19 protein-coding genes are annotated in these 23224 nt (G+C 75.2%); 11 read left to right on the forward strand and 8 right to left on the reverse strand.

All coding sequences use genetic code 11. The features are described 5' to 3' along the window. Positions 1-75 precede the first annotated feature (75 nt). Together OH807_RS08535 and OH807_RS08540 are read left to right on the forward strand one after the other, a co-directional pair. Positions 76-954, forward strand: a complete 879-nt coding sequence (locus OH807_RS08535) for an MOSC domain-containing protein (protein ID WP_406195896.1) — start codon at positions 76-78, stop codon at positions 952-954. Between the two features lie 228 nt (positions 955-1182). Beyond that, positions 1183-3621, forward strand: coding sequence for a right-handed parallel beta-helix repeat-containing protein (locus tag OH807_RS08540; RefSeq protein ID WP_406195898.1), 2439 nt, complete (start codon positions 1183-1185; stop codon positions 3619-3621). A 136-nt stretch (positions 3622-3757) separates the two neighbouring features. Here the strand turns inward: OH807_RS08540 and OH807_RS08545 are convergent, their stop codons facing one another. Further along, positions 3758-4348 (reverse strand): TetR/AcrR family transcriptional regulator, encoded by a 591-nt coding sequence (locus OH807_RS08545; protein WP_406195901.1) that lies wholly within the window; start codon positions 4346-4348, stop codon positions 3758-3760. A gap of 121 nt (positions 4349-4469) precedes the next feature. Between OH807_RS08545 and OH807_RS08550 the strand changes: the two genes are divergently transcribed. After that, entirely contained in the window at positions 4470-4925 is a 456-nt protein-coding gene (locus OH807_RS08550) for a DUF4267 domain-containing protein (RefSeq protein ID WP_406195903.1), read from the forward strand. A 136-nt stretch (positions 4926-5061) separates the two neighbouring features. On the opposite strand, the gene OH807_RS08555 is transcribed toward OH807_RS08550, so the two are convergent. Beyond that, positions 5062-6144 (reverse strand): PLP-dependent cysteine synthase family protein, encoded by a 1083-nt coding sequence (locus tag OH807_RS08555; protein WP_406210805.1) that lies wholly within the window; start codon positions 6142-6144, stop codon positions 5062-5064. Between the two features lie 299 nt (positions 6145-6443). Next, complete coding sequence (locus tag OH807_RS08560) at positions 6444-7622, reverse strand: ROK family protein (RefSeq protein ID WP_406210807.1); 1179 nt, start codon at positions 7620-7622, stop codon at positions 6444-6446. Between the two features lie 131 nt (positions 7623-7753). Here OH807_RS08560 and OH807_RS08565 point away from each other — a divergent pair, with 131 nt between their 5' ends. Further along, on the forward strand, positions 7754-9004 hold the full coding sequence (locus OH807_RS08565; RefSeq protein ID WP_406195905.1) for an MFS transporter: 1251 nt from the start codon (positions 7754-7756) through the stop codon (positions 9002-9004). Between the two features lie 124 nt (positions 9005-9128). Then, positions 9129-9734 (forward strand): HutD family protein, encoded by a 606-nt coding sequence (locus OH807_RS08570; RefSeq protein WP_406195908.1) that lies wholly within the window; start codon positions 9129-9131, stop codon positions 9732-9734. A 113-nt stretch (positions 9735-9847) separates the two neighbouring features. Here the strand turns inward: OH807_RS08570 and OH807_RS08575 are convergent, their stop codons facing one another. After that, complete coding sequence (locus OH807_RS08575) at positions 9848-10831, reverse strand: esterase/lipase family protein (RefSeq protein ID WP_406195910.1); 984 nt, start codon at positions 10829-10831, stop codon at positions 9848-9850. A gap of 186 nt (positions 10832-11017) precedes the next feature. On the opposite strand from OH807_RS08575, the gene OH807_RS08580 reads away from it, so the two are divergent. Then, positions 11018-12247, forward strand: coding sequence for a PucR family transcriptional regulator (locus OH807_RS08580; RefSeq protein ID WP_406195912.1), 1230 nt, complete (start codon positions 11018-11020; stop codon positions 12245-12247). A gap of 78 nt (positions 12248-12325) precedes the next feature. Here the strand turns inward: OH807_RS08580 and OH807_RS08585 are convergent, their stop codons facing one another. Then, positions 12326-13084, reverse strand: coding sequence for an acyltransferase (locus tag OH807_RS08585; RefSeq protein WP_406195915.1), 759 nt, complete (start codon positions 13082-13084; stop codon positions 12326-12328). Between the two features lie 371 nt (positions 13085-13455). Between OH807_RS08585 and OH807_RS08590 the strand changes: the two genes are divergently transcribed. Next, positions 13456-14235, forward strand: coding sequence for a maleylpyruvate isomerase family mycothiol-dependent enzyme (locus tag OH807_RS08590; protein ID WP_406195917.1), 780 nt, complete (start codon positions 13456-13458; stop codon positions 14233-14235). A gap of 124 nt (positions 14236-14359) precedes the next feature. Here OH807_RS08590 and OH807_RS08595 read toward each other — a convergent pair whose 3' ends face one another. After that, on the reverse strand, positions 14360-15133 hold the full coding sequence (locus tag OH807_RS08595; RefSeq protein ID WP_406195919.1) for an enoyl-CoA hydratase family protein: 774 nt from the start codon (positions 15131-15133) through the stop codon (positions 14360-14362). Between the two features lie 174 nt (positions 15134-15307). Between OH807_RS08595 and OH807_RS08600 the strand changes: the two genes are divergently transcribed. Beyond that, a complete protein-coding gene (locus OH807_RS08600; protein ID WP_406195923.1) occupies positions 15308-16120 on the forward strand; it encodes an ATP-grasp domain-containing protein in 813 nt (270 codons plus the stop codon). A 54-nt stretch (positions 16121-16174) separates the two neighbouring features. After that, a complete protein-coding gene (locus OH807_RS08605; RefSeq protein ID WP_406195925.1) occupies positions 16175-16597 on the forward strand; it encodes a RidA family protein in 423 nt (140 codons plus the stop codon). 142 nt (positions 16598-16739) lie between these two features. Here OH807_RS08605 and OH807_RS08610 read toward each other — a convergent pair whose 3' ends face one another. Beyond that, positions 16740-18104 (reverse strand): MFS transporter, encoded by a 1365-nt coding sequence (locus OH807_RS08610; RefSeq protein WP_406195927.1) that lies wholly within the window; start codon positions 18102-18104, stop codon positions 16740-16742. A gap of 83 nt (positions 18105-18187) precedes the next feature. On the opposite strand from OH807_RS08610, the gene OH807_RS08615 reads away from it, so the two are divergent. Further along, positions 18188-19180, forward strand: a complete 993-nt coding sequence (locus OH807_RS08615) for an ArsR family transcriptional regulator (RefSeq protein ID WP_406195930.1) — start codon at positions 18188-18190, stop codon at positions 19178-19180. 327 nt (positions 19181-19507) lie between these two features. Next, complete coding sequence (locus tag OH807_RS08620; protein ID WP_406195933.1) at positions 19508-21856, forward strand: glycosyl hydrolase family 18 protein; 2349 nt, start codon at positions 19508-19510, stop codon at positions 21854-21856. A gap of 102 nt (positions 21857-21958) precedes the next feature. Here OH807_RS08620 and OH807_RS08625 read toward each other — a convergent pair whose 3' ends face one another. Next, on the reverse strand, positions 21959-23176 hold the full coding sequence (locus OH807_RS08625) for a geranylgeranyl reductase family protein (protein ID WP_406210810.1): 1218 nt from the start codon (positions 23174-23176) through the stop codon (positions 21959-21961). Positions 23177-23224 lie beyond the last annotated feature (48 nt).

Consider the following 23224-nt stretch of genomic DNA (forward strand, 5'->3'; position numbering starts at 1 on the left):
GTCCGTGCGCGTACGGGGCCCGGCGCCGGCAAACGCGCCCGCCGTCGCGGCGCCCGCTGCTGGCAGGATGGGGGGATGCAGCTCACCGGCCTCCACGTCTACCCCGTCAAGTCCATGTACCGCCTGAGCCCCGCAACCGCCCGGGTCGAGCCGTGGGGCCTGGCCGGCGACCGCCGCTGGATGCTGGCCGACAGCACCGGACGCTTCGTCACCCAGCGCGAGAACCCCGCCCTCGGCCTGATCCGCACCGGCCTCGCCGACGACGGCACGCTCACCCTCACCGCCCCCGGCGGCTCCCGGATCGAGATCCCGGCCCCCGGTACGGCCACCGGCGACCCGCTCGCCGAGGTCGAGGTCTGGGGCACCCGCTTCCGCGCCGCCGAGGCGGCCGAGAAGGCCCAGGGCTGGATCGCCGAACACCTCGGCGACTACCGCCTGGTGCACCTGGACGACCCGCGCGCCCGCCCCGTCGACCCGAAGTTCTCCGAGCCCGGCGACACCGTCTCGATGGCCGACGGATTCCCGCTGCTGCTCGCCACCACCGCCTCACTGGACGCGCTCAACGCGCTGATCGCCGAGGAGCACCCGGAGGGCCACGAGACGCTGCCGATGACGCGGTTCCGCCCGAACGTGGTCGTCGGCGGGGCCGAGCCGTGGGCCGAGGACGGCTGGCGGCGGATCCGGATCGGCGAGCTGACCTTCAAGGTGGTCAAGCCCTGCGGCCGGTGCGTGATCACCACCACCGACCAGGAGAGCGGCGAACGCCGCGGCCCCGAGCCGCTGCGCGCCCTGGCCCGGCACCACCGGCTGCTGAGGAAGGCCTCGTTCGGGCAGAACCTGATCCCCGAGCGGCCGGCCGGCGCCCGGGGCGACGTGCTCGGCACGCTCCGCACCGGGGACGAGGTCGAAGTCCTCGCGGACGGCGCGCACTGGCCGGCGAACGAGCTGGTCTGACCCGTGGGCGCCGCCCGCGGCCGCCACCCGCCGGGGGGCGGGTCCGGAACCCGAGCTGTGCGCGCTCGTTGAAGCATGTGGTGAAGACGAAACGGCCCCCCGCCCCGCTCGGTGCAGGGCGGCCGGACCACCCGTGCGGGCGCGCTACGGTGGGCGCAGGGCGGCCCGCGCACCCCGCGCGCACGGCCCGCTGATCGCCGGCTCGACGAAGGTGGGACGAAGACCGTCATGGCTGAGCACAGGGTCCGAGTCACCCAGGACAGCGCATCCCGCTGGCGGCGCCGCGCCGGCGAGTACGACACGCTCGCGGAGGCCGTCGCGGCCGCCGAGCCGGGCGACACGGTGACGATCCGACCGGGCACCTTCCGGGAGAACCTGGTGCTCGACAAACCGGTCACCATCGTCCCCGCGCAGGGCCCGGGCACCGTCCGGATCGACCCGCCGAGCGGCGTGCCGCTCACCGTCACCGCCGCGGCCACCGTCCGCGACCTGGTGATCGAGGGCAGTGACAGCTCCGTCCCGGCCGTGCTGGTCACCGGACCGGAAGCCACCCCCGCGCTCATCGGCTGCCGGGTGGAGACCCGCTCGGCCACCGGCGTGGAGGTGACCGACGGCGCCCGGCCCACGCTGCGCGGCTGCGTCGTCGCCAACCCGGCCGGCCTCGGCCTGCGGCTGCGCGGCGAGGGCACCGCGGCCGCCTTCGACGACTGCGAGGTCGCCGCCGCCGGGCAGGCCGGGCTGGCCGTCCTCGGCGGTGCCACCGCCGCCCTCGAACGCTGCCGGATCCACCACGCGGCCGGCGCCGGCGTCCTGCTCAGCGACCCCGGCAGCGCCGCCGAGCTGACCGGCTGCGAGATCTACGAGATCCGCGGCAGCGGCGTCCAGGCCGACGCGCAGGCCGGCGGCCGGCTGGTGGACTGCGAGATCCACCGGGTCACCGGCAACGGCCTGACCCTGGACGGCCAGGCCGAGCTGGTGCTGACCGGCTGCCGGGTGCACGACCTGCCGGAGAACGGCGCCGACCTGCGCGGCCGCGCCCGGCTCAGCCTGGTCAACACCACCGTGCGGGACTTCGGCCGCGGCGCGCTCTCGGTCTGGGACCAGGGCACCGAGGCCACCGCGGAGTCCTGCGAACTGCACAGCTCCTCGGGCGAGTACCCGGCGCTCTGGGTCAGCGACGGCGCCAGGCTCACCCTCACCGACTGCTCGCTGCACGATCTGCCGGACGCGCTCTTCGTCCTGGACCGCGACTCCGCCGCGACCGCCGAGGGCTGCTCGTTCAGCAGGATCCGCAGCTCCGCCGTCTCGGTCAGCGGCGGCGCCGGGGTGACGCTCAGCCGCTGCCGCGTCCAGGAGGCCGGCACCGGGCTCTGGTTCCGCGACCACGGCAGCGGCGGACTGCTCACCGACTGCGAGATCTCCGACGTGGCCACCGGGGTGATCGTCACCAAGGGCGCCGACCCGGTGCTGCGCGACTGCACCGTACGGGCCAGCTCGGACGCCGGCGTGTACGTCTCCGCGCAGGGCCGCGGCACCTTCGAGGACTGCCGGGTCTCGCACGGCAAGGGCTTCGGCTTCCACATCATCGACGGCTGCCGCACCGTGCTGACCCGCTGCCGGGCCGAGCAGAACGAGCGGGCCGGCTTCGAGTTCTCCGAGCCCGGCCCGGTGGCGGAGGGCTGCACCTCGGACGACGTGGCACCGGCGGCGGCCGAGCTGCCCGCCCCGCGGACCGCCCGGCCGAGCACCCCGGCCGCACCGTCGACCGCGCCCTCCGTGGCCGTGTCCGCCGTCCACCCGGCCGGCGCGGCCGGCTCCGCCGGGGCGGCGATCGGGCCGATCCCGGACTGCCGTCCCGCCGACGAGGCGCTGGCCGAACTCGACGCGCTGGTCGGCCTGGCCACCGTCAAGCAGGAGGTCCGGACGCTGATCGACCTGATCGCGGTCGGCCGGCGCCGCCGCCAGGCCGGGCTGAAGGCCCCCTCGCTCCGCCGCCACCTGGTCTTCACCGGCGCCCCGGGCACCGGAAAGACCACGGTGGCCCGCCTCTACGGCGAGATCCTGGCCTCGCTCGGGGTGCTGCAGCGCGGCCACCTGGTCGAGGTGGCCCGGGTCGACCTGGTCGGCGAGCACATCGGCTCGACCGCGATCCGCACCGCCGCCGCCTTCGACCGGGCCCGCGGCGGCGTGCTGTTCATCGACGAGGCGTACGCGCTGGCGCCCGAGGACGGCGCCCGCGACTTCGGCCGGGAGGCGATCGACACCCTGGTCAAACTGATGGAGGACCACCGGGACGAAGTGGTCGTCATCGTGGCCGGCTACACCGCCGAGATGGAGCGCTTCCTCTCCGCCAACCCCGGTGTCTCGTCCCGCTTCTCCCGGACCATCACCTTCTCCGACTACACCGCGGACGAGCTGCTGGAGATCGCCCGCGCGCAGTGCGCCGAGCACGAGTACGCGCTGGCCGAGGCCACCGAGGGCGCGCTGCTGGACCACTTCGCCGGGCTGGACCGGGGCCCCAACTTCGGCAACGGGCGCACCGCGCGGCAGGTCTTCGAGACCATGGTCGAGCGGCACGCGATGCGGGTCGCCCACCTGACCGATCCGTCCACCGAGGAGCTCCAGCTGCTCGTCCCCGCCGACCTCCCGGCCGCCCGGCTGCCCTGAGGCGCCGGGCGTACCGGAGGTCCGTCGGCGGGGCGACGGCCGTCCGCGGCCGCGGAACTCCGGTACGCCCGGCGGCGCTTGCTGCCGATCGGGCGTGCCCGGCGCCGGCGGGACGGCCGTGCCCGGGCGGCCGTCACTACCCCGCGGCGGCGGCGGGCCCGAGCATCCGCTCCACCAGGAGCGCCAGGCGGTACTCCGCGAAGTCCGGGCGCAGGCGCCCGCTCCGGTCGAGGGTGACCAGCCCGTGCAGGGCCGCCCAGACCATCTCGGCGAAGGGCTCCGGCTCCTCCGGGCCGGCCACCTCGGAGATCGGGCCGGCCAGCGCGGCGAACGCCTCCTTCAGCGGGGCGGGTGAGTCCGGCCGGCCGAACGGCAGCTCCGTCGCGAGGGTGAACATGGCGTCGTAGAGCGCCGGGTTGGCGGCCCCGAAGGCCAGGTAGGCCGCCGCCACCGCCTCGAACGCCTCGACCGGGCCGTCGGCCCTCCGCGCCACCGCCCGCAGGTCGGCGGCCAGCACCGAGCAGCCCTCCAGGGCGACGGCGGCCACGATCGCGTCCTTGTTGGCGAAGTGGCTGTAGAGCACGGGCTGGCTGTACTCGATCCGTTCGGCGAGCCGACGGGTCGTCACCGCCTCCCAGCCCTCGGCCTCGGCCAGCTCGCGGGCGGTCCGGATGATCAGCTGATGCCGTTCGGCGCGATCGCGCTCGCGGCGCTCCTGGATGGACATGGAAACAACCCTAGCAGCGCTAGACAACCGAGCGCCGACCGCGCTAGCTTCGTTCCAGTTCCTAGCGGCGCTAGCAAAAAGTGCGGCGCAAGCTTCCGGTTCACCGCAAGGGGGATCCACCATGTCCAGCACCACCGCGCCCAGCAGCACCACGGCCGCCGGCCCGACCACCCGCCCGGCCCGAACGGCCCGCGAGCACACCGCCACCGTGCTGGCCGTCCTCCTCGCCCTCGGCATCGGCTACGTCGGCATCGGCTACCTGTTCGCCCCCGGAAGCACGGTCTCCGGCTTCGGCCTGCCCGAGTGGCCGCACGGCGGGGCCGCCGCGTTCTTCGACATCAAGGGCATCCGGGATCTCGCCTCCGGCATCGCTGTGCTGGTCCTGCTCGCCGCCGGCCACCGCCGCGCCCTCGGCCTGCTGCTCCTGGTCGACGCACTGATCCCGCTGGACGACGCGCTCAACGTGCTGAGCCACCACGGCTCGGCGGCCGCCGCCTACGGCATCCACGGCGCGACGGCCGTGCTGGTCGTCCTGACCGGCGCCCTGTTCCTGACCGAGCGCCGGCCCACCGCCTGACCGGTCCCACCACCCGGCCGGTCCCACCGCCTGACCGGTCCCACCACCCGGCCGGTCCCACCACCTGACCGGCGCACCGCCCGGCCGGCGCAGCGCGCACCCGCCCGCCCCCGCCCCGCCGCGGGGGCTTCCGGCGTCAGCCCTCCCAGGAGCCGCCGGCCAGGAAGGACTCCAACCGGGCCCGGAACGGCGCGATGTCGATCCGCTCGCCGGCCAGCCAGTCGTCGGAGTAGTACTTGTCGAGGTAGCGGTCACCCGGGTCGCAGATCAGGGTGACGACGCTGCCGCGCTCCCCCGCCGCCCGCATCTGCGCGACGATCCTCAGCGCGCTCCACAGGCCCGTCCCGGTGGAGGCCCCGGCCTTCTTGCCGAGCACGTCCTCCAGCACCCGCACCGCGGCGACCGAGGCGGCGTCCGGCACCTTCATCATCCGGTCGATCGCCCCGGGCACGAAGCTCGGCTCCATCCGCGGCCGGCCGATGCCCTCGATCCGCGAGCCGCTCTCGCAGACCGCGTCCGGGTCGTGGCCGACCCAGCCGTCGAAGAAGCAGGAGTTCTCCGGGTCGGCGACGCAGATCCGGGTGTCGTACTGCATGTAGTGCACGTACCGGGCGATGGTCGCCGAGGTGCCGCCCGTCCCGGCGGTCGCGACGATCCAGGCCGGCTCGGGGTGCGGCTCCAGGCGCAGCTGGGCGAAGACCGACTCGGCGATGTTGTTGTTGCCGCGCCAGTCGGTGGCCCGCTCGGCGTAGGTGAACTGGTCCATGTAGTGGCCGCCGGTCTCCTCGGCGAGCCGGGCGGAGGCCTCGTACACCTCGTCCGACCGCTCCACCAGATGACACTCGCCGCCGTGGAACTCGATCAGGTCGATCTTGGCCTGGCTGGTGGACTTCGCCATCACGGCGATGAACGGCACTCCGACGAGCTGCGCGAAGTACGCCTCGGAGACGGCCGTGGAGCCGCTGGACGCCTCGATCACCGGCTTGCCGGGGCGGATCCAGCCGTTGCAGAGCCCGTACAGGAAGAGCGAACGGGCCAGCCGGTGCTTGAGCGAGCCGGTGGGGTGGGTGGACTCGTCCTTGAGGTAGAGGTCGATGCCCCAGTCGGCGGGGAGCGGGAAGTGCAGCAGGTGGGTGTCGGCGGAGCGGTTGGCGTCCGCGTGGACCTTGCGCACCGCCTCCTTGAGCCAGCTGCGGTACTCCGCGTCGGAGCGGTCCACGTCGTCGGTGCGCGCGGCGTCCGTCCGCGCCGCACCCGCCGATGCGGCGCTGGTCGGCGCGGCACTCTGCTGCCCGGCACTCTGCTGGGTACCCACGGTCACTCTCCTCGCTCGAACCCCCCGGTTGCTCACTACGAGTGTATGAGAGTCACGATAAGTGACCGTTTTCGAAGCCCCAGCTTCCGCTTATCGCCACAGCCGGCCCACTCGGCCCAGTCCACTCGGTCCGCCGAGCCCAGCCCGCTCGGCCCGCTCGGCCCGGCCCGCTCCGCCCACTCGGCCCACTCAGCCCGGCCCGCTCAGCCCGCGGCCACCGACTGCGGGTCCGCCAGGTACGGCCGCCAGGCCAGCTCGGCCGCGCCCGCCAGCGCGCTGTGCGCGAGCTCCGCGCCGACGATCGGCACCCGCCCGCTGCGCCCCCAGAGGCAGCGCTCGGCGACCACCGCGCGCAGCCGCTCGGGCGCGGCCTCCAGCAGGTCGCGGTGGAGCCCGCTGAGCACCACCCGGTCCGGGTTGAGGATGTTGGCGACGCCGGCCAGCCCCAGGCCCAGCCGGTCGATGACGTGCTCGACGGCGGTCCGGGCCCGCTCGTCGGTGGCGGCGGCGTGGCACAGCTCGCGGGCCTGGTCGAGCAACGGGCGGTCCGGGTCGGGGGTGAGTCCGGCGGCGGCGAACAGCGCGTCCGGGTCGGTCTCGGAGTTGAGGCAGCCGCGGTTGCCGCACTGGCAGGGGCGGCCCTGCGGGTCGACGGTGAGGTGGCCGACCTCCAGGGCCAGCCCGGCGCTGCCGGTGTGCAACCGTCCGTCGATCACCAGCGCGCCGCCGACGCCGCGGTGGCCGGAGGTGACCAGCAGCAGGTGGCGGGCACCGCGGCCGGCGCCGTGCCGGTACTCGGCGAGCGCGGCGAGGTTGGCGTCGTTGGCGATGGAGGCGGGCAGCGGATCGAACGCGCGCGGGCCGTTGTCGGCGCGGCCGACCTCGACGTCGTACAGGTCGGCCACGGGGGTGCCGCTGGGCCAGGCGAAGTGCAGGGCGGCGAGCGCGGTGCCGTCCGGTTCGGTCACCGGGTTGGGCAGGGCGAGCGCGGCGCCGAGGCAGCGGCGGCTGCTGGCGCGGGCCAGTTCGGCGCCCGTCTCGGCGACGGCGCGCAGCATCCGGACCGGGTCGGTGGCGGCGGGCAGCGGCCGGTGCACGGGTGGTTCGAGCAGGCCGCCGAGGCCGGCCAGGGTGACGCTCAGCCCGTCCGCGTGGATCTGGCCGGCGATCACGACCGGGCCCTCGGGGTCGATGGCGAGCCGGTGCGAGGGGCGGCCGCGGCCGCCGCCGGCCGGGCGGGAGTCGACGGTGATCAGGCCGAGCGCCTCCAGCTCCGCGGTGACCGCGCCGGCGGTGGCCCGGGTGACGTCCAGCGCGCGGGTGAGCGCGGAGCGGGTCGGGGTCTGGCCGGTGTGGATGAGCGAGAGCGCGGGGCCGAGCAGCGTGCGGCCGCGATCGGGGGCCGCTCGGCGGTGGGCGTCGCGCTGCGCATCGTGGTCGGCCTCGGCGCCGCGCGTCGGGCCTGCGGGCTGCGGACTTGAAGGAGTGAGCTGCACGCCCCTATTGTTACTTTGTGCCGCTCCGAAACAAAATCCGTTCCCACACCCACGCCGACCGGCCGTTCCCCCAGTCTCGCAGCACGGCCACCCGATCCGACACCCCCTGGGGCGCGGCCCGCCTCGCCCTCACCGCGTTCTTCGCCGTCGACGGCTTCCTCTTCGCCGCCTGGGTGGTCCGCATCCCGGACATCCGCAGCCAGGTCAGCGCCTCGCACAGTGCGCTCGGCCTGGCCCTGCTCTGCGTCTCCGCCGGAGCCGTCGCCACCATGCCCGTGGTCGGCCGGCTCTGCCTGCGGTACGGCTCGCGGCCGGTGACGGTCGCCTCGCTCGCACTGCTGAGCCTCGCCGTCCCGCTGCCCGCCCACACCCACTCGGTCGCGGCGCTCGGCGGTGTCCTGCTGCTCTTCGGCGCGGGGTACGGGGGCGCCAACGTCGCCATGAACAGCGCCGCCGTCGAGCTGGTGGCGCAGCTGCGGCGCCCGGTGATGCCCAGCTTCCACGCGGGGTACAGCCTCGGTGGCCTGCTCGGCGCGGGCGTCGGCGGGCTGTTCGCGACCGCGCTCAGCACGGCCTGGGCGCTCGCCCTCGGCGGCCTGCTCGGGCTGCTCGTCACCGTGGCGGCGGGCGTGGTCCTGCTCCGCGGACCGGCCGCACCGCTCGCCGCGCCCGCCGCCGCGCCCGCCGCCGCGGGCACCACCGGCACCGGCACCGCAGGCTCCCGCCTGCCGCACGCCCGGCTGCTGGTGCTGCTGCTCGGCCTCACCGCGTTCTGCACCGCCTACGGCGAGGGCGCCGTCGCGGACTGGACCACCCTCCACCTCACCGACGACGTCCACGCCAGTGCCGGTGCTGCCGCCGCCGGGTACGCCGCGTACGCCTTCGCGATGACCAGCGGCCGGATCGCCGGCACCTGGCTCTCCATCCGGCTCGGCCAGACCAGGCTGATGTTCCTCGGCGGCCTCACCGCCGCCGCCGGCATGCTGCTCGCCGCGCTCGCCCCTTCGGTGCCGCTCGCCCTCACCGGATTCGTGCTGGTCGGGCTGGGCCTGGCCAACCTGTTCCCGCTCGCCATCGCCCGGGCCGGCGCCACCGGCGGCCCGCAGGGCGTCGCCCTCGCCTCCACCCTCGGTTACGGCGGCATGCTGATCGGTCCCCCGGTGATCGGCTTCCTGGCGGACGCCGTCGGCCTGCCGTTCGCCCTCACCACGGTCGCCGTGACCGCCACGCTCGCCGCCCTGCTCCCTCTCACCGTCCGCGGCCGCTGACCGGGCCCGCCCCGGGCCCCGGCCCGCCGTCCACCCGCCCACCGTCTCGCCGCCCCACCGTCCCCCGACCCCCCGACCCCCCGACCCGCCGACCCGCCGACCCGCCGCGTGGCAGGATGCCGCCATGACGACCAGCGGGCGTATCCAGGTACTGCGGGCGGCCGACCGCCCGGCCACACCGTGGCTCAACGGCGGCGGGGTGACCAGGGAGGTCGCCGGCTCCCCCGCCGGGGCCGGGCCGACCGCCTTCGACTGGCGGGTCAGCCTGGCGGACGTCGCCTCCGCCGGACCGTTCTCGGAGTTCCCCGGGATCGACCGGGTGATCACCCTGGTGGACGGGGACGGCATGGCGCTCACCGTCGACGGCACCGCGCACCGGATCGACGCCCCCTTCCGCCCGTTCGCGTTCCCGGGCGACGCGGCCACCGACTGCCGGCTGCTCGGCGGTCCGGTGGTCGACTTCAACGTGATGACCCGGCGCGGCCGCACCACGGCCGGGCTGGTCCTGGCCACCGAAGCCGCTCCCGTGGACGTTCCGGCCGGGGCCACCGTCCTCGTGCTCTGCCTGACCGGCAGCGCCACGCTCGCCGGCACGGCCCTGGCCCGTTTCGACGCCGCCCTGCTGGACGGCGGCAGCCCCGACGGCCCGGACCGCCACGAGAGCCCCGGCCCGTACGAACTGCGGCCGGACGGCGTGACCGCCGTCGTCACCTTCGGCCCGGCCGCCTGACGCGGCACCCGGCGGCACCCGGCGGCACCCGGCGGCAGACGCACGACTGCACGGGAAGTCGGACGGGCCGACTTCCCGTGCAGCGGCTCGCGCCGGGCGGTTCCTCCCGCGGCTCAGCCGCAGAACACCGGCGTCGCGTGGGCCGGGTCGAGCGCGTTGGTGACGAGGTGCAGCGCGGTCGGCGCGAAGGCGATCGCCACGTGCTCCGCGAGCGTGACCGGGCAGTGGTCCTGCAGCACCACGTTGTCCACGTTCGGACCACTGAGGAACTGCGTGCGGTACGGCGTGACCACCTCGTCGTACACGGTCGAGATCACCGTGTAGCGGACGCCCGGCACGGTGTCCGGCAGGGTGGCCATCCTCCGGTTGAAGGCGGAGTCGACCACCTGGTCCCGGCAGGCCTTGCAGGCCGTGTAGATCAGGTCGGCGACCCCGGGGAAGTACGGCACCAGGTTGGTGATGCCGTCGAGCGTGGTGCCGTGGTTGGACGGCGCCAGGCCGATCACCTTGCCGACCTTGGCCGCGCCCCCGAGGAACTTCAGGTAGTAGTTCGGGAGCATGCCGCCCTGCGAGTGGCCGACGATGTCCACCTTCGCGGCGCCCGTCGCCGCCCGCACCAGGTCGACGAACCGGCCGAGTTGGGCGGCCGACTCGTCGGCCGGGCCGAGCCCGCCGATCGGCAGCAGCAGTCCGCTGCCGGAGGAGGTGATGCCCGGCACCATGCCGTAGTCGAGGGCGAAGACGCAGTAGCCCTTGCTCTTCAGCAACGGTGCGAGGGCGAGCCAGTTCTCGTACCGGTTGGCGAAGGTGCCGTGCACCAGGACCACCGGTTCGGGGTGGGCGGCCGTCGGCCGGCAGGACCAGTCGTTGGCGCCCGGCGGCGAGGCCACCTGGTCACCGTCCGGCGGGAGTTGGGCAGCGGACGGGGCGGACGACGGGGCGGACGCGGTGGGGGTCGCGTCCGCCACGTCGGTCGCGTACGCGGCACCGGCAGGGCCGCCCGCCAGCAGCGCGCCGGCCAGCAGGGCCGCACCGAGGGTGCGAAGCACCCCGCGGCGCACGGGTCTTGCGGAGAAGCGGAGAAGTGGGGTTCCCAACTGTTGCCTCCACAGCGGAAGTTTGTTACCAACAGGTAACCCGAGTGCCTCCATCATGCGGTCGCCCCTCCGACCCGGCCCTTGGGTGTCCCCCAGACCTGGACGGTGTTTTCTGTGACCGGTCACAATTCACCCGCTTGCCTCCCCGGTTGCCTACCCGGTTGGCGGATCCCGGTGGTCGGCGGCGTGCCCGCCGACCAACGACTGCTCGGCGCCGTACCGGAGCTGGTCGAGTCCGTCGTCGCCACCCTGCTGAACCGGGTGCCGGTCTACCGCCGGCTGCCGCGCGAACAGGTCACCGGCGAGCTCGTCCAGGTCACCGAGCGGCGGATCCGCGCCCTCGCCCACGCCGTCCGCACCGGACTCCCCGCCCCCGAGGCCGAGTTCACCGCCGTCCGGGAGGCCGCCGCCCGGCGTGCCGAGGAGGGGCTGCCGCTCGACGCCGTCCTGCTCGCCCACCACCTCGGCCTGGAGGTCTGCTGGGAGCTGGTCACCCGGCAGGCCCGCGACGGCGACGCCGCCGACCTGCTCGTCCTCAACCGGCTGCTGCTCGACCAGCTCCGCCAGGCCACCGCGGCGGCCGGCGCCGGATACGTCGACGGCCGCCGCAGCCTCACCGACGAACGGCACGCCGCGCGGCACACCCTGCTCGCCGCGCTCCTGGACGGCGCCCCCGCCGGGGAGAGTGCGGCCCGCGCGGGTCTGCGGCTGCCGGCCACGTACGCCGTCCTGCGCCTCACCGTCGCCGACCACCCCGACGAACAGGCCCCCGGCGTCGACCGGACCGTCGCCGGCCACCGCAAACTGCGCCGGCTCCGCTCCGAACTCGACCACCGCACCCGGCAGTCGGCGCTCAGCTCGCTCTCCGCCTCCGGTGGCGTGGCACTCGTCCCGCTGGACTGCCCGCCGGACGGCGTCCCCGCCGCCACCTGGCAGCTGCTCGCCGACACCGTCCGCCGCGCGGCCCGCGCCGCGGGCGCCGCCGTCCGGGCCGGAGCCGCGGCGGCCGCCCCCGCCGGAGTGCCGGGCGCGGCCGTGCTCGCCCAGGAGGTGCTCGACGTCGCCCGGGCCTTCGGCCACCCGCCCGGCCTGCACCGCCTCGACGACGTGCTGCTGGAGTACCAGCTCAGCCGGCCCAGCCACGCCCGCCCCGGACTCGCCTCCCTGATCGGGCCGTTGGCCGACTCCGCCGACCTGCTGACCACCCTGCGCACCCACCTCGCCGGTGGCCTCAACCGCCGGCACACCGCCCACGCGCTGCATCTGCACCCGAACACCGTCGACTACCGGCTTCGCCGGATCGCCGTCCTGACCGGCCTCGACCCCACCCGCCCCGCCGACCTGCTCCGCATCACCGCCGCCATCGCCGCCCACGACGCCGAACGCACCCAGGAACCGGCCCGCGGCGGCGTCTGACGCCTGCCTCCACAGACGCCCTCCCCAGCACCCGCCGCCCGCCGCCCGCGCCCGACGCCTGCGGCGGGACGCGCGCCCTCAGACCCCCGACTCGCCCGGCAGCCGGAGGTCCCACCCGGCGAGGGCCCGCAGCTGCGCGGCCGTGATGTCGTCGGGCAGCGGGCTCGGGGCGTCGTACCGGAAGGGGGGCTGCCAGCCCTCCTCGGCCGTCCAGCGCCGGACGACCTTCGCCGGGGCGCCGGCGACGACACTGTGGTCGGGCACCTCGCCGCGCACCACCGAGCCGGCCGCGACCACCACGTTGCGGCCGAGCCGGGCGCCGGGGAGGATCACCGCGCCGGTGCCGATCCAGCTGCCGGCACCGATCTCGACGGGCTCGTTGCGCGGCCACTGCTTGCCGATCGGCAGGTCCGTCGCGCGGTACTCGTGGGCCTGGTCGGATATGTAGACGCCGGGGCCGGTCCAGACGTCGTCGCCGAGGACGATCGACTGGTGGCCGACGATGTGGCTGTCCCGGCCGATCACGCAGCCGCCGCCGATCCGGACGATCGGCTCGGGCCCGAGGTCGAGGCCGGGCAGGAAGCCGGCGCTGATGGTGACGCGCTCGCCGATGATCGAGAACGGGCCGATGGTGATCCACTGCTCGTTGAAGACCGCACCCAGCGGGAAGCTCAGCTTCGTCCCGGCGCCGAGCTCGCCGAACCGGTACGGGCCGGGGCTCTCACTGGACACCGCACCGGCCCGCTGCACCCACTGCCAGCCCCGGTGGACGAGGCGGCCGGCGGCGCGGCGACCGCCGGACCGGGCGGCGGAGAACAGGGAACGGGTGATCGACATGCGGCCACGCTACCGGTCGGTTGCCCACGGCCACCGAGGAGGCGGCCAACATCACACGCCCCCGGCCTGCACTCTCCCGGCCGCGCGGGACGACCGAACCCACCGGACTACGGACCCCGCCGAACCACCCAGCCGGCCGGACGACGGACCGCACAGGACCACCGAACACGCCGAACGACGGACCACGCCGGACCCCGACGGACCGCACAGGACCACGCCGGACGACCGGCGGGCGCCCGTCCGTGCGCGCTGCCCGCACGCGCCGCGCCCCGGGTCGACCATCCGCACGCCCCGCCCGTGCGACTCCCGCCCCGCCGGTCCCGGCCCGTCGCCCGGTCCGGAGGCCGACGCCGGGAGCAGACTCGGGGGCCATGAAGATCGTCATGAAGATCGTCGACCACATCATCGCGCTGGACCACGAGGGCGCCCTGCTCGCCGACACGGCCGCCCGCACCGACCCCGCAGCCCCCGTCCCGACCTGCCCGCAGTGGCAGCTGCGCGATCTCGTCCTGCACACCGGACGGGTCCACCGCTGGGCGACCGCCCACCTGCGGCACGCCCACCCCGTACGGCTGGACCGCGCCGGCGAGCGCGCGGCCTGGGGTCCGGACCCGTCGGACCACGTCCTGGTGGACTGGTTCCGCGCGGGCCACGCCGCACTGGTGGAGACGTTCAAGGCGGCGCCGGACGACCTGGACTGCTGGACCTTCCTGCCCGCGCCCGGCCCGCTGGCCTTCTGGGCCCGGCGCCAGGCCCACGAGACGGCCGTGCACCGGATCGACGCCGAGGCGGCCGCCGGGATCCGCGGCCCGGAGGTGGCGGCCGAGTTGGCCCTCGACGGGATCGACGAGCTGCTGCACGGCTTCATGGCGCACGCCAGGGCCGGGGCGGTGCGCAGCGAGGAGCCGCGCACCGTCCTGGTCCGGCCCACCGACGGGCCCGGCTCCTGGCTGGTCGGCATCGGCCCGGGCCCGCTCACCGTCTCCTCCCCCGCGGCGGCGGGGGCGCAGGCCGACCTGGTGCTCGACGGCCGGGCCTGCGACCTCTACCTGCTGCTCTGGAACCGGCCCCCGGCCGGGCGGGTGGAGCTCACCGGCGACGGCGCGCTCCTGGACCTCTGGCGGGAGCAGGCCGCCGTCGTCCAGGACTGACCCCGGCAGGGGGCCCGCCCCGGCCCGCCTCCGACGCAGGCCCGCGGGACCGGCCCGGCCCCGCCCGGAGCAGCCCGGCCCCGCCCGGAGCAGCCCCTGGCGCCGTTCCCCTACCGCCGTTCCCCTACCGGGCCCAGGGCGCCGGCCGCTTCTCCAGGAACGCCCGCATACCCTGCTGCGCCTCGTCCGATCCGAAGAGCCGGGCGGACAGCGCGACCAGCTCGTCCGCGTCCCGCTCGAAGGAGCGCACCACCTCGGCGTTGGCCAGCCGCTTCGACTCGGCGAGGCCCTGCGGCGAGCCCTGCCGCAGGGCGTCCAGCAGGCCCTTGAGCGCGGTGCCGGTGGACTCCGCGGAGTCCGTCGCCTCGGTGATCAGGCCGATCCGGGCGGCCTCGGCGGCGCCGAAGACCTCGCCGGTCAGGTAGTAGCGGGAGGCGGCGCGCGGCTCCAGCTTGGGGCGCAGCGGCAGCGAGATGACGGCGGGCGCGAGGCCCAGCCGGACTTCGGTGAAGGCGAAGGTGGCGGCCGGGCCGGCGAGGGCGAGGTCGGCCGCGCCGACCAGCCCGAGGCCACCGGCCCGGACGTGCCCGTCGATCACGGCGATCACGGGCTTCGCGCAGTCCACGATCGCCCGCTGGAGGTCCACCAGGCCGCGCGGGCCGACCGTCGGGTCCGCACCGGTCGCCTCGGAGAGGTCCGCACCCGCGCAGAACACCTTGCCGGTGTGGCCGAGGACGACGGCCCGGACCTCCGGGTCGGCGGCGGCCGCGGTCAGCCCGGCGGCGAGTTCGGCCATCAGCCGGGTGGAGAGCGCGTTGCGGTTGTGCGGCGAGTCGAGGGTCAGGGTGGTGACGGCGTCGGTGGTGGTGACGCGGACGAAGGGCACTTCGCGGGTCATCGGTGCGGACCTGCTTTCCGGCTGAGGGTGGGTCGGATTGCCGCGGCGCCGGTCCTGGCTCGGACGGCGCCCGGACGACTCTGACATGCCCACCCGCCGCTCGGCCAGAGCCTCCGGAGGTGCCGCGCGAATCGGGTGGCCCGGACACCGCCGGGCAGGGCACCATCGGTGCACATGATCACCGACTCCGTCCTCCTGCTCTCGCCCCGCGTGAACGAGACCGGTCTTCAGCTGCGCACCGCCGCGGGCCGCCGCGGTCTGCGCGTGCACACCGCCGCGGGCTGGCGCGCCCCGGAGGAGCTGCTCGGCGCCGCCGTGCACGTGTACGGCGGGCCGCTGTTCGGCGACGCGGTCGGCGGCGCGTTCGGGCTGGCGCTGCTGGAGCCGCCCGCGGACTGGCTGACCGGTCTCCCGCCGGAGCTGACGCACCGGTCGGTCTCGCTCGTCACGCTGGCCGAGGCCCGCGCGCTGCGCCGGCCGATGTTCCTCAAGCCGCCGGCGGACAAGCTGTTCGCCGCGAAGGTGTACCCGGACGGCACCGGTCTGCCCGGCCCGGACGCGCTGGACGACGACACCCCGGTGCTGGCCAGTGAGGTGGTCCGGTTCCGCCGCGAGTACCGGCTGTTCGTGCTGGACGGCGAGGTGCGGTCGGCCTCGCGCTACGCGGTGGACGGCGATCTCGACGCCGCTCCGCTCGCGGAGGACGGGCACCGGGCCGAGGTGGCCGCCTTCGCCGCCGATGTCCTGGCCGCTTCGGCGGCGGCCCTGCCGAGCGCGGCCGTGATCGACGTGGGCCTGGTCGACAGCGGGCCGGCGGGCGGCGGGCGGTGGGCCGTGGTCGAGGCCAATGCGGCCTGGGCGAGCGGCGGTTACGCCTGTGACCCGGACGCCGTGCTGGACGTGGTGCTGCGGTCCGGCGGGCCGGCGGGCGTCCTCGCGCCGGGTGACGGCCGGTTCTGCCGCGCGCTGCCCGAGGTGGTCGGCTGAGCGGGGGCCGGAAGCGGGTGGTGCGATGATCGTCCGTCAGCCACGATGGGCCGCATGACCTCGCACCCTCCGCACCACCTGACCCACATCGCCGAACCGGCCGGGGTCGCCCCCGCCACCGGCTACACCCACGTCGTCACCGGGACCGGGCGCCTCGTCGCGGTCTCCGGGCAGGTCGCCTTCGACGAGCAGCAGCAGCTGGTCGGGCCCGGTGACCCGAAGGCGCAGGCGCAGCAGGTCTTCGCGAACCTGGGCCGGTGCCTGGCCTCCGCCGGCGCCGGCTTCGGCGACGTCGTGAAGCTGACGTACTTCGTCACCGACATGGCGTTCATGCCCGCCGTCCGCGAGGCCCGGGACGCGCACTTCGGCGCGCTGCCGCTCCCGGCCAGTTCGGCGATGCAGGTCGCCGCGCTGTTCCGGCCGGATGTGCTGATCGAGATCGAGGCGCTCGCCCTGGTCCCCGAGGGCCGCGGCTGACCCCTGCCGGTGACCACTGCCGGTGCCCCCAACCGGTGACCCCTGCCGGTGAGAGCCGCTCGGGGCGGCCGGGCCGGCGGGCGGACGACCGGCGCCGTGCACGTCCCACCGCTCGGCGTCCGGCCCCCGGCCGCGGTGGGCTTCAGCCCGCCGCGACCGCGCCCTGTCGTCCGGCCCACCGGACGACGGGGCCCATGGCCAGCCCGGCCGCCGCGAGCAGCGCGCCGAGGGCGGCCCAGCCGAGCAGGCCGTACCCGATGACGGCGGTACTGACCACGGCCGGCCCGATCATCAGCGCGGCGGACGTCCCGGCGTTGAAGATGCCCTGGTAGGCACCGTGGTCGCGCTCGCCGGCCAGGTCGTAGCTGAGGGCCCAGGCGCCGGCCTGGCCGAGCACCTCGCCGAGCGCCTGCAACGCGACGCCGGCGAGCACCAGGGCGGCGGCCACGGTGGCGGGCAACCCGTGGGCGAGGCCGATCACCACGCAGGACGCGGCCAGGACCAGCCCGGCCCGCCCGCAGGCCCGGGCGGCGGTCGCGCGGTCCTCGGTACCCCGGGTGGCCCGGACCTGCAGGGCGATGACCAGCACGGTGTTGACGATCAGCGTGCCGGCCACGGTGATCCGCGGGGCGTCGGTCTGCTGGACCACCCAGAGCGGCACCCCGACCTCCAGCATCGCGAACTGCAGGCAGAGCAGCGCGTTCAGTGCCGTGACGAGCAGGAACGGCCCGTCCCGCAGCGCGGGGTTGCGCCGCCGTCCGCCCTCCTCCCGGCCCCCGCCCGACGCCGCGGCCGGCTCCACACCCGGCTCCACACCCGACGCCGCGGCCGGCTCGGCCGGCACGCCCTTGCGGCCCACCGCGGGAACGCTCAGCCGGTGGAAGAGCACGGCGACCGCCACGTACGAGAGGGCGTCGGCCAGGATCGCCGTCAGATAGGCCGGCCGGGTGTCCACCTGAAGGGCCACGGCGCCCACCGCGGTGCCGAGGCACATCCCGACGTTGGTCACCACCCGCAGGTAGGCGCGGCCCGCCACCCGGCGGTCGGCGGGCAGCACCTGGGCGTAGAGCGCGTTGCGCACGGCGGCGGAGCCGCGGTCGACGGCGGTGACCACACAGGCCAGGACGACGAACGCCGGGTAGCTGTGCACCAGGACGTAGCCGGCCGTACCCACCGCGTCCACCGCGACCAGCACCACCAGGACCGGCCGCGCGCCCCAGCGGTCGGCCGCCCGCCCGGCGGGCACGCTCGCGACGACCCCGCAGAGACCGGCGGCGGTGAGACCGAGCCCGAGCTGAGCGGCGCTCAAGCCGAGGACGCGGGTGAAGAAGAGCACGCCGACGGCGAGCGAGAGCCCGTTGCCCACGGTGTTGACGAGCGTGATCCCGGCGAGCCGGCGCACCATCGGGTCGGGGTGCAGCAGCCGCCCGGCACGGGAGCGCCGGGGCGGTCCGTCGGCGGGCAGGCCGGAGGCGGGTGCGGCGGTCTCCGCCGGTGAGGTGGTCATGCCCCCGATCCCACCCTCCCGCCGGGGGCGCGCAGTAGTGATTTAGGCTCTGGCTCAATGTCCGAGCCGGCCGGGGGTGGGTTGTGCACAGATTCCGGCTCGACCTGGCGGACCTCGCCACCACCTGGTTCGCCTGCTCGCCGATCCAGGAGGCGGTGCTCAGCCTGCGGATGTGGACCCACCCGGGCCACTACGCCCTGCAGTCGGCGGCCTTCGAGCGGCTGCGCCCCGCGTTCGACCGGCTGGACTCGACCCTGCTGTTGTCGCTGGTCTCCCCGAACCGCTGGATCCCGGACTTCCTGACGCCCCGGCCGGCCACCCCCGCGGCCGACTTCCGGGCCGAGTTGGCGGTGGTCCGCGGGCTGGCGCCCGAGCAGCTCCGCCCCGAACTGGAGCGGGCCTTCCTCCCGCACGGCCGGTCGCTGCCCGTCGTGCTGGAGGCCGGGCTGGCCGATCCGGCCGGGCTGCTCGCCCGGATCGGCGACGCGCTGGAGGAGTACTGGGAGGTCTGCCTGGCCCCCTCCTGGTGGCCGCGGGCCCGGGCCGCGCTGGAGGCGGACCTCGTGTACCGGGCGCGGGTGCTCTCCCGGCACGGCGCAGCGGCACTCTTCGCCGACCTGGACCACCGGCTGCGCTGGGAGAACGGGGTGCTCTCGGTCGACCGCCCCTGGTCGGACCTCGACGGCGAGGTCACCGTCGACGGGCGCGGGCTGGTGCTGACCCCGACGTTCTTCGCCCGCGGGGCGATCACGATGATCAGTGACGAGCGCGCGCCGCAGATCGGCTACCCGGCGCGCGGGCAGGGCGGCATGGCGGCCGAGCCGGCACCGGTCACCGCCGGCGCGCTGGAGTCTCTGCTCGGCGCGCCGAAGTCACGGCTGCTGGCCCTGCTGGCGGAGCCGGCCTCGACCACCGATCTGGCGTACCGGCTGGGGGTGACCCCGGGCGCGGTCAGCCAGCACCTGGCGGTGTTGCACGCGACCGGGCTGGTGACGCGGGCCCGGCACGGCCGTTCGGTGCTCTACAGCCGCAGCCCGCTGGGCGACGAGCTCACCGGCCGGCCGCGCCGGGCCTGAGTCCGGCCACCGCGCCGACGCCCACCCGCGCGGTCCGGACCGTCGCCGCCCGGCCGCCACTCCGGGTCGCCTACCCGGCCTCGGCCGACAACTCTCCACTGGTACAGACCTGTTGACGCATTGGTCCAGTCCTCCTAAAGTGCCCATGCCCACGTCTCCCCACGGCGCGGGCACCGGTCGGTCACGTACCACCGGCCGCGCACCGCCGCACCGCACCGCACCGCCGCACTGCAAAGCACCGCACCGCACCGGCCGGGCAGTTCGGCCGGGCTCCATCCGCACGGTTCTACGTCACCCTGTCCAACCCCCACAGCCACAGGGAGAACCATGTCCGCTCCACCTCGGGCTGCCCGTCTCCGGGCCCCCCGCCGTCCGGGGGCGCGCCTCCGGGCCCGCCGCCCGCGTGCGCACAGCAGACTGCTGACGCTGCTGGCCGCCCTGCTCCTCCCGCTGACCGCCCTCACCGCGCTGGCCACCCCGGCCAACGCGGCCGGACGGCTCACCGCCGCCTTCACCACCGCCGACAACGGCTCGTGGTGGAAGGGCACGTACATCGTCCACAACGACAACGCCGCCGCCGTCTCCGGCTGGACGCTGGAGTTCGACCTCCCGGCCGGCGTGACGATCCAGAGCAGCTACAACGGCACCGCGACGGTGAACGGCCGCCACGTGACCGCCACCAACGCGTTCTACAACGCCAACGTCGCCGCCCACGGCACCACCGAGCCGTACAGCTTCTGGTTCGTGGCCAACGGCCCGATCACCGCGCCGACCGGCTGCCGGATCAACGGCGACAAGTGCGACGGGAGTTCGGACGTCCTGCCGTCCGCCCCCGGAGCCCCGGTGGTCACCGAGTCGACCGCGCACAGCCTCGCCCTGAAGTGGCCGGCCGCCACCGGCGGGGACTTCCCGGTCGCCTCCTACGAGGTGCTGAACGGCACCACCGTCGTGGCGACCGCCGCCGGCACCGACACCGTGGTGACCGGACTGACCCCGGCCACCTCGTACACCCTGACCGTCCGGGCCAAGGACACCCGGGGCAACACCGGCCCGCTGAGCACGCCGGTGACCGCCTCCACCTTCGACCCGGCGACCGACCCGACACCGCCCACCGCACCCACCAACCTCCGGGCCACGACGGTGAACTCGACCGACGTGACGCTCGCCTGGAACGCCGCCACCGACAACCAGCGGGTGGCCGCCTACGACGTCTACCAGGGCTCCGCGCTGGTGCGCTCCGTCACCGGCAGCACCCTGACCACCACCGTCAACGGCCTCTCGCCGTCCACGGGTTACACCTTCACGGTGAAGGCCCGGGACGGCGCCGACAACGCCTCGCCCGCCTCGGCGCCGCTCGCCGTCACCACCGCGGACCTGGTCGGCGCCGGCAAGTACGCGCGGGTCGGCTACTTCACCCAGTGGGGCATCTACGGGCGCCAGTACTTCGTGAAGAACCTCGACACCTCGGGCAGCGCGGCCAAGCTCGACGTCATCAACTACGCCTTCGAGAACATCGATCCGGTCAACCTGACCTGCCTGGCCGGCGTCACCAAGGGCACCACCGCCGACCCGCAGGACCCGGACCAGGGCACCGGCGCGGGCGACGCGGACGCCGACTACGCCCGCCCGATGAGCGCCGCCCAGTCGGTGGACGGCGTGGCCGACGACGGCTGGGGCAAACTCCGCGGCAACTTCAACCAGTTGAAGAAGCTCAAGGCCAAGTACCCGAACCTCAAGGTGGTCGTCTCGCTCGGCGGCTGGACGTACTCCAAGTACTTCTCGGACGCGGCCGCGACCGACGCCTCCCGGCAGAAGTTCGTGAAGTCCTGCCTCGACGTCTGGATCAAGGGCAACCTGCCGCTCTACAACGGCGCCGGCGGCGACGGCGTGGCGGCCGGGATCTTCGACGGCATCGACCTCGACTGGGAGTGGCCGGGCTCCGCCGACGGTCACGCCGGCAACCACTACAGCGCCGGCGACAAGACCAACCTGACCCTGCTGCTGGCCGAGTTCCGCAAGCAGCTGGACGCGCTCGGCGGCTCGCACAAGCTGCTGACCGCCTTCACCCCGGCCGACCCGGTCAAGATCAACCAGGGCTGGGACCTCTCGAAGATCTTCAACTACCTGGACATCGCCAACGTCCAGGGCTACGACTTCCACGGCGCCGGCAGCGACAACTCGTGGGAGCCCAACCGGACCGGCCACCAGGCCAACCTCTACCAGGACGCCCAGGACCCGTACCCGAACCACTTCAGCGTGGACGCGGCCGTCCAGGCCTACCTCTCCGCCGGGGTCAACCCGCGCAAGCTCACCATCGGCTTCCCCTTCTACGGGCGCGGCTGGCAGGGCGTGGCGGACGGCGGCGCGGCGGGCGAGTGGCAGAGCGCGACCGGCGCGGCACCCGGCCAGTTCGCCGAGGAGGCGGGCACCCGCGGGTACAACAACCTGATCACCACCTTCCCCAACCTCACCGTCCGCCACGACACCCAGTCGATCGCCACCTACGGCTACACCGGCGCGGGCGGGCAGTGGTGGACCTTCGACGACGCCTGGTCGATCGGCCAGAAGACGGCCTACCTGAAGTCGAAGAACCTGCTCGGCGCGATGATCTGGGAGATGACCGGCGACACCCCGAACGGCACGCTCATCACGGCACTCGACACCGGGCTCAAGTAACACCCGGGCTCACGCAACACCCGGGCTCACGCAACACCCGGGCTCACGCAACACCCGGGTCTCCCGGGGCGGGCCGCAGCCCGCCCCGGGAGGCCCGTCCGCTCAGCGCGAGGCGATCGAGGAGAGCCGCCGCGCCGCCCGGTACTGCCGCAGCACCTGCGCGAAGGTGGTGTGCCCCTGGGTCGTCCGGGCGAACGCCCGCCAGGCCGGCGCGATCAGGCAGACCGCGGCGTGGAACAGGTACGGCCGGCGCTCGAACGCGGCCAGCATCTGCTTTCCGGCCCGCATCTCGACGCCCAGCCCGGCCTTGACGGCGAAGGCGTAGTTCAGCGCCTCCCGCCGCACCTCGGAGGCGTTGCCCGCCTCGGCGACCTTGACCGCCCACTCGCCCGCCAGCCGGCCCGAGCGCAGCGCGTACGAGATGCCCTCGCGGGTCCACGGCTCCAGCAGGCCGGCCGCGTCGCCGGCCACCAGCACCCGGCCGCGGGCGAGCGGCGAGTCCTCGGCCCGGCAGCGGGTCAGGTGCCCGGACTCCACGCTCGGCGGGAACCCGGCGAGCCCCAGCCGGCGGATGTAGTCGGCCAGGTACTGCTTGGTCCGCTCGCCGTCGCCGCGGGCCGAGATCACCCCGACGGTGAGGCTGCCGGACTCCGTCTTCGGGAAGACCCAGCCGTAACTGCCGGGCAGCGGGCCCCAGTCGAGGTGGATCCGGCCGGCCCAGTCGGCCGCGACGGAGGCCGGGACGGGGATCTCCGCCTCCAGCCCGAGGTCGATCTGGTCGAAGGAGACCCCGACGTGCCGGCCGATCCGGCTCGCGCTGCCGTCCGCACCGACCACCGCACGCGCCTCGAACGTGCGCCCGTCGGAGGCGGTGACGACCGCCGTGCGGTGCTCGCCGCCGCGCTGCTCGACACCGGTGACGGTCACTCCGGTGACCAGCACCGCACCGGCCTGCTTGGCCGCCTGCACCAGGCGCAGGTCGAACTCGTCGCGGTTGACCAGCCCGAAGAGCATCCGCTTCGACCGCCGCGTCCGGGTGAACCGGCCGTTGTAGGCGAAGGTGACGGCGTGCACCCGGTCCTGGAGCGGCAGCCGGAAGTCCGGCGGGAGGCTGTCCCGGGACGGGCCGATGATGCCGCCGCCGCAGGTCTTGTACCGGGGGTGTTCGGCCTTGTCGAGCAGCAGCACCCGGCGGCCCTGCGTCGCGGCGGCGTGCGCGGCCGACGCCCCGGCCGGTCCGGCGCCGACCACGACGACGTCCCAGACGCCGTCCGGGGGGTCGAGGCGGTCGGGCCCGGACGCCGCCCGGTCGGGCTGCATCCCGGACGGCTGTCCGGACGCCGCGGCGTCGAGCGGGCTACGGGAATC

The sequence above is a fragment of the Kitasatospora sp. NBC_01560 genome (genome assembly GCF_045208415.1).
Lineage (GTDB): Bacteria > Actinomycetota > Actinomycetes > Streptomycetales > Streptomycetaceae > Kitasatospora.

Coding starts and splice junctions, on each gene's coding strand:
- OH807_RS08535 (WP_406195896.1), top strand. CDS start 76: ATGCAGCTCACCGGCCTCCACGTCTACCCCGTCAAGTCCATGTACCGC.
- OH807_RS08540 (WP_406195898.1), top strand. CDS start 1,183: ATGGCTGAGCACAGGGTCCGAGTCACCCAGGACAGCGCATCCCGCTGG.
- OH807_RS08545 (WP_406195901.1), bottom strand. CDS start 4,348: ATGTCCATCCAGGAGCGCCGCGAGCGCGATCGCGCCGAACGGCATCAG.
- OH807_RS08550 (WP_406195903.1), top strand. CDS start 4,470: ATGTCCAGCACCACCGCGCCCAGCAGCACCACGGCCGCCGGCCCGACC.
- OH807_RS08570 (WP_406195908.1), top strand. CDS start 9,129: ATGACGACCAGCGGGCGTATCCAGGTACTGCGGGCGGCCGACCGCCCG.
- OH807_RS08585 (WP_406195915.1), bottom strand. CDS start 13,084: ATGTCGATCACCCGTTCCCTGTTCTCCGCCGCCCGGTCCGGCGGTCGC.
- OH807_RS08590 (WP_406195917.1), top strand. CDS start 13,456: ATGAAGATCGTCATGAAGATCGTCGACCACATCATCGCGCTGGACCAC.
- OH807_RS08595 (WP_406195919.1), bottom strand. CDS start 15,133: ATGACCCGCGAAGTGCCCTTCGTCCGCGTCACCACCACCGACGCCGTC.
- OH807_RS08600 (WP_406195923.1), top strand. CDS start 15,308: ATGATCACCGACTCCGTCCTCCTGCTCTCGCCCCGCGTGAACGAGACC.
- OH807_RS08605 (WP_406195925.1), top strand. CDS start 16,175: ATGACCTCGCACCCTCCGCACCACCTGACCCACATCGCCGAACCGGCC.
- OH807_RS08610 (WP_406195927.1), bottom strand. CDS start 18,104: ATGACCACCTCACCGGCGGAGACCGCCGCACCCGCCTCCGGCCTGCCC.
- OH807_RS08620 (WP_406195933.1), top strand. CDS start 19,508: ATGTCCGCTCCACCTCGGGCTGCCCGTCTCCGGGCCCCCCGCCGTCCG.
- OH807_RS08625 (WP_406210810.1), bottom strand. CDS start 23,176: ATGCAGCCCGACCGGGCGGCGTCCGGGCCCGACCGCCTCGACCCCCCG.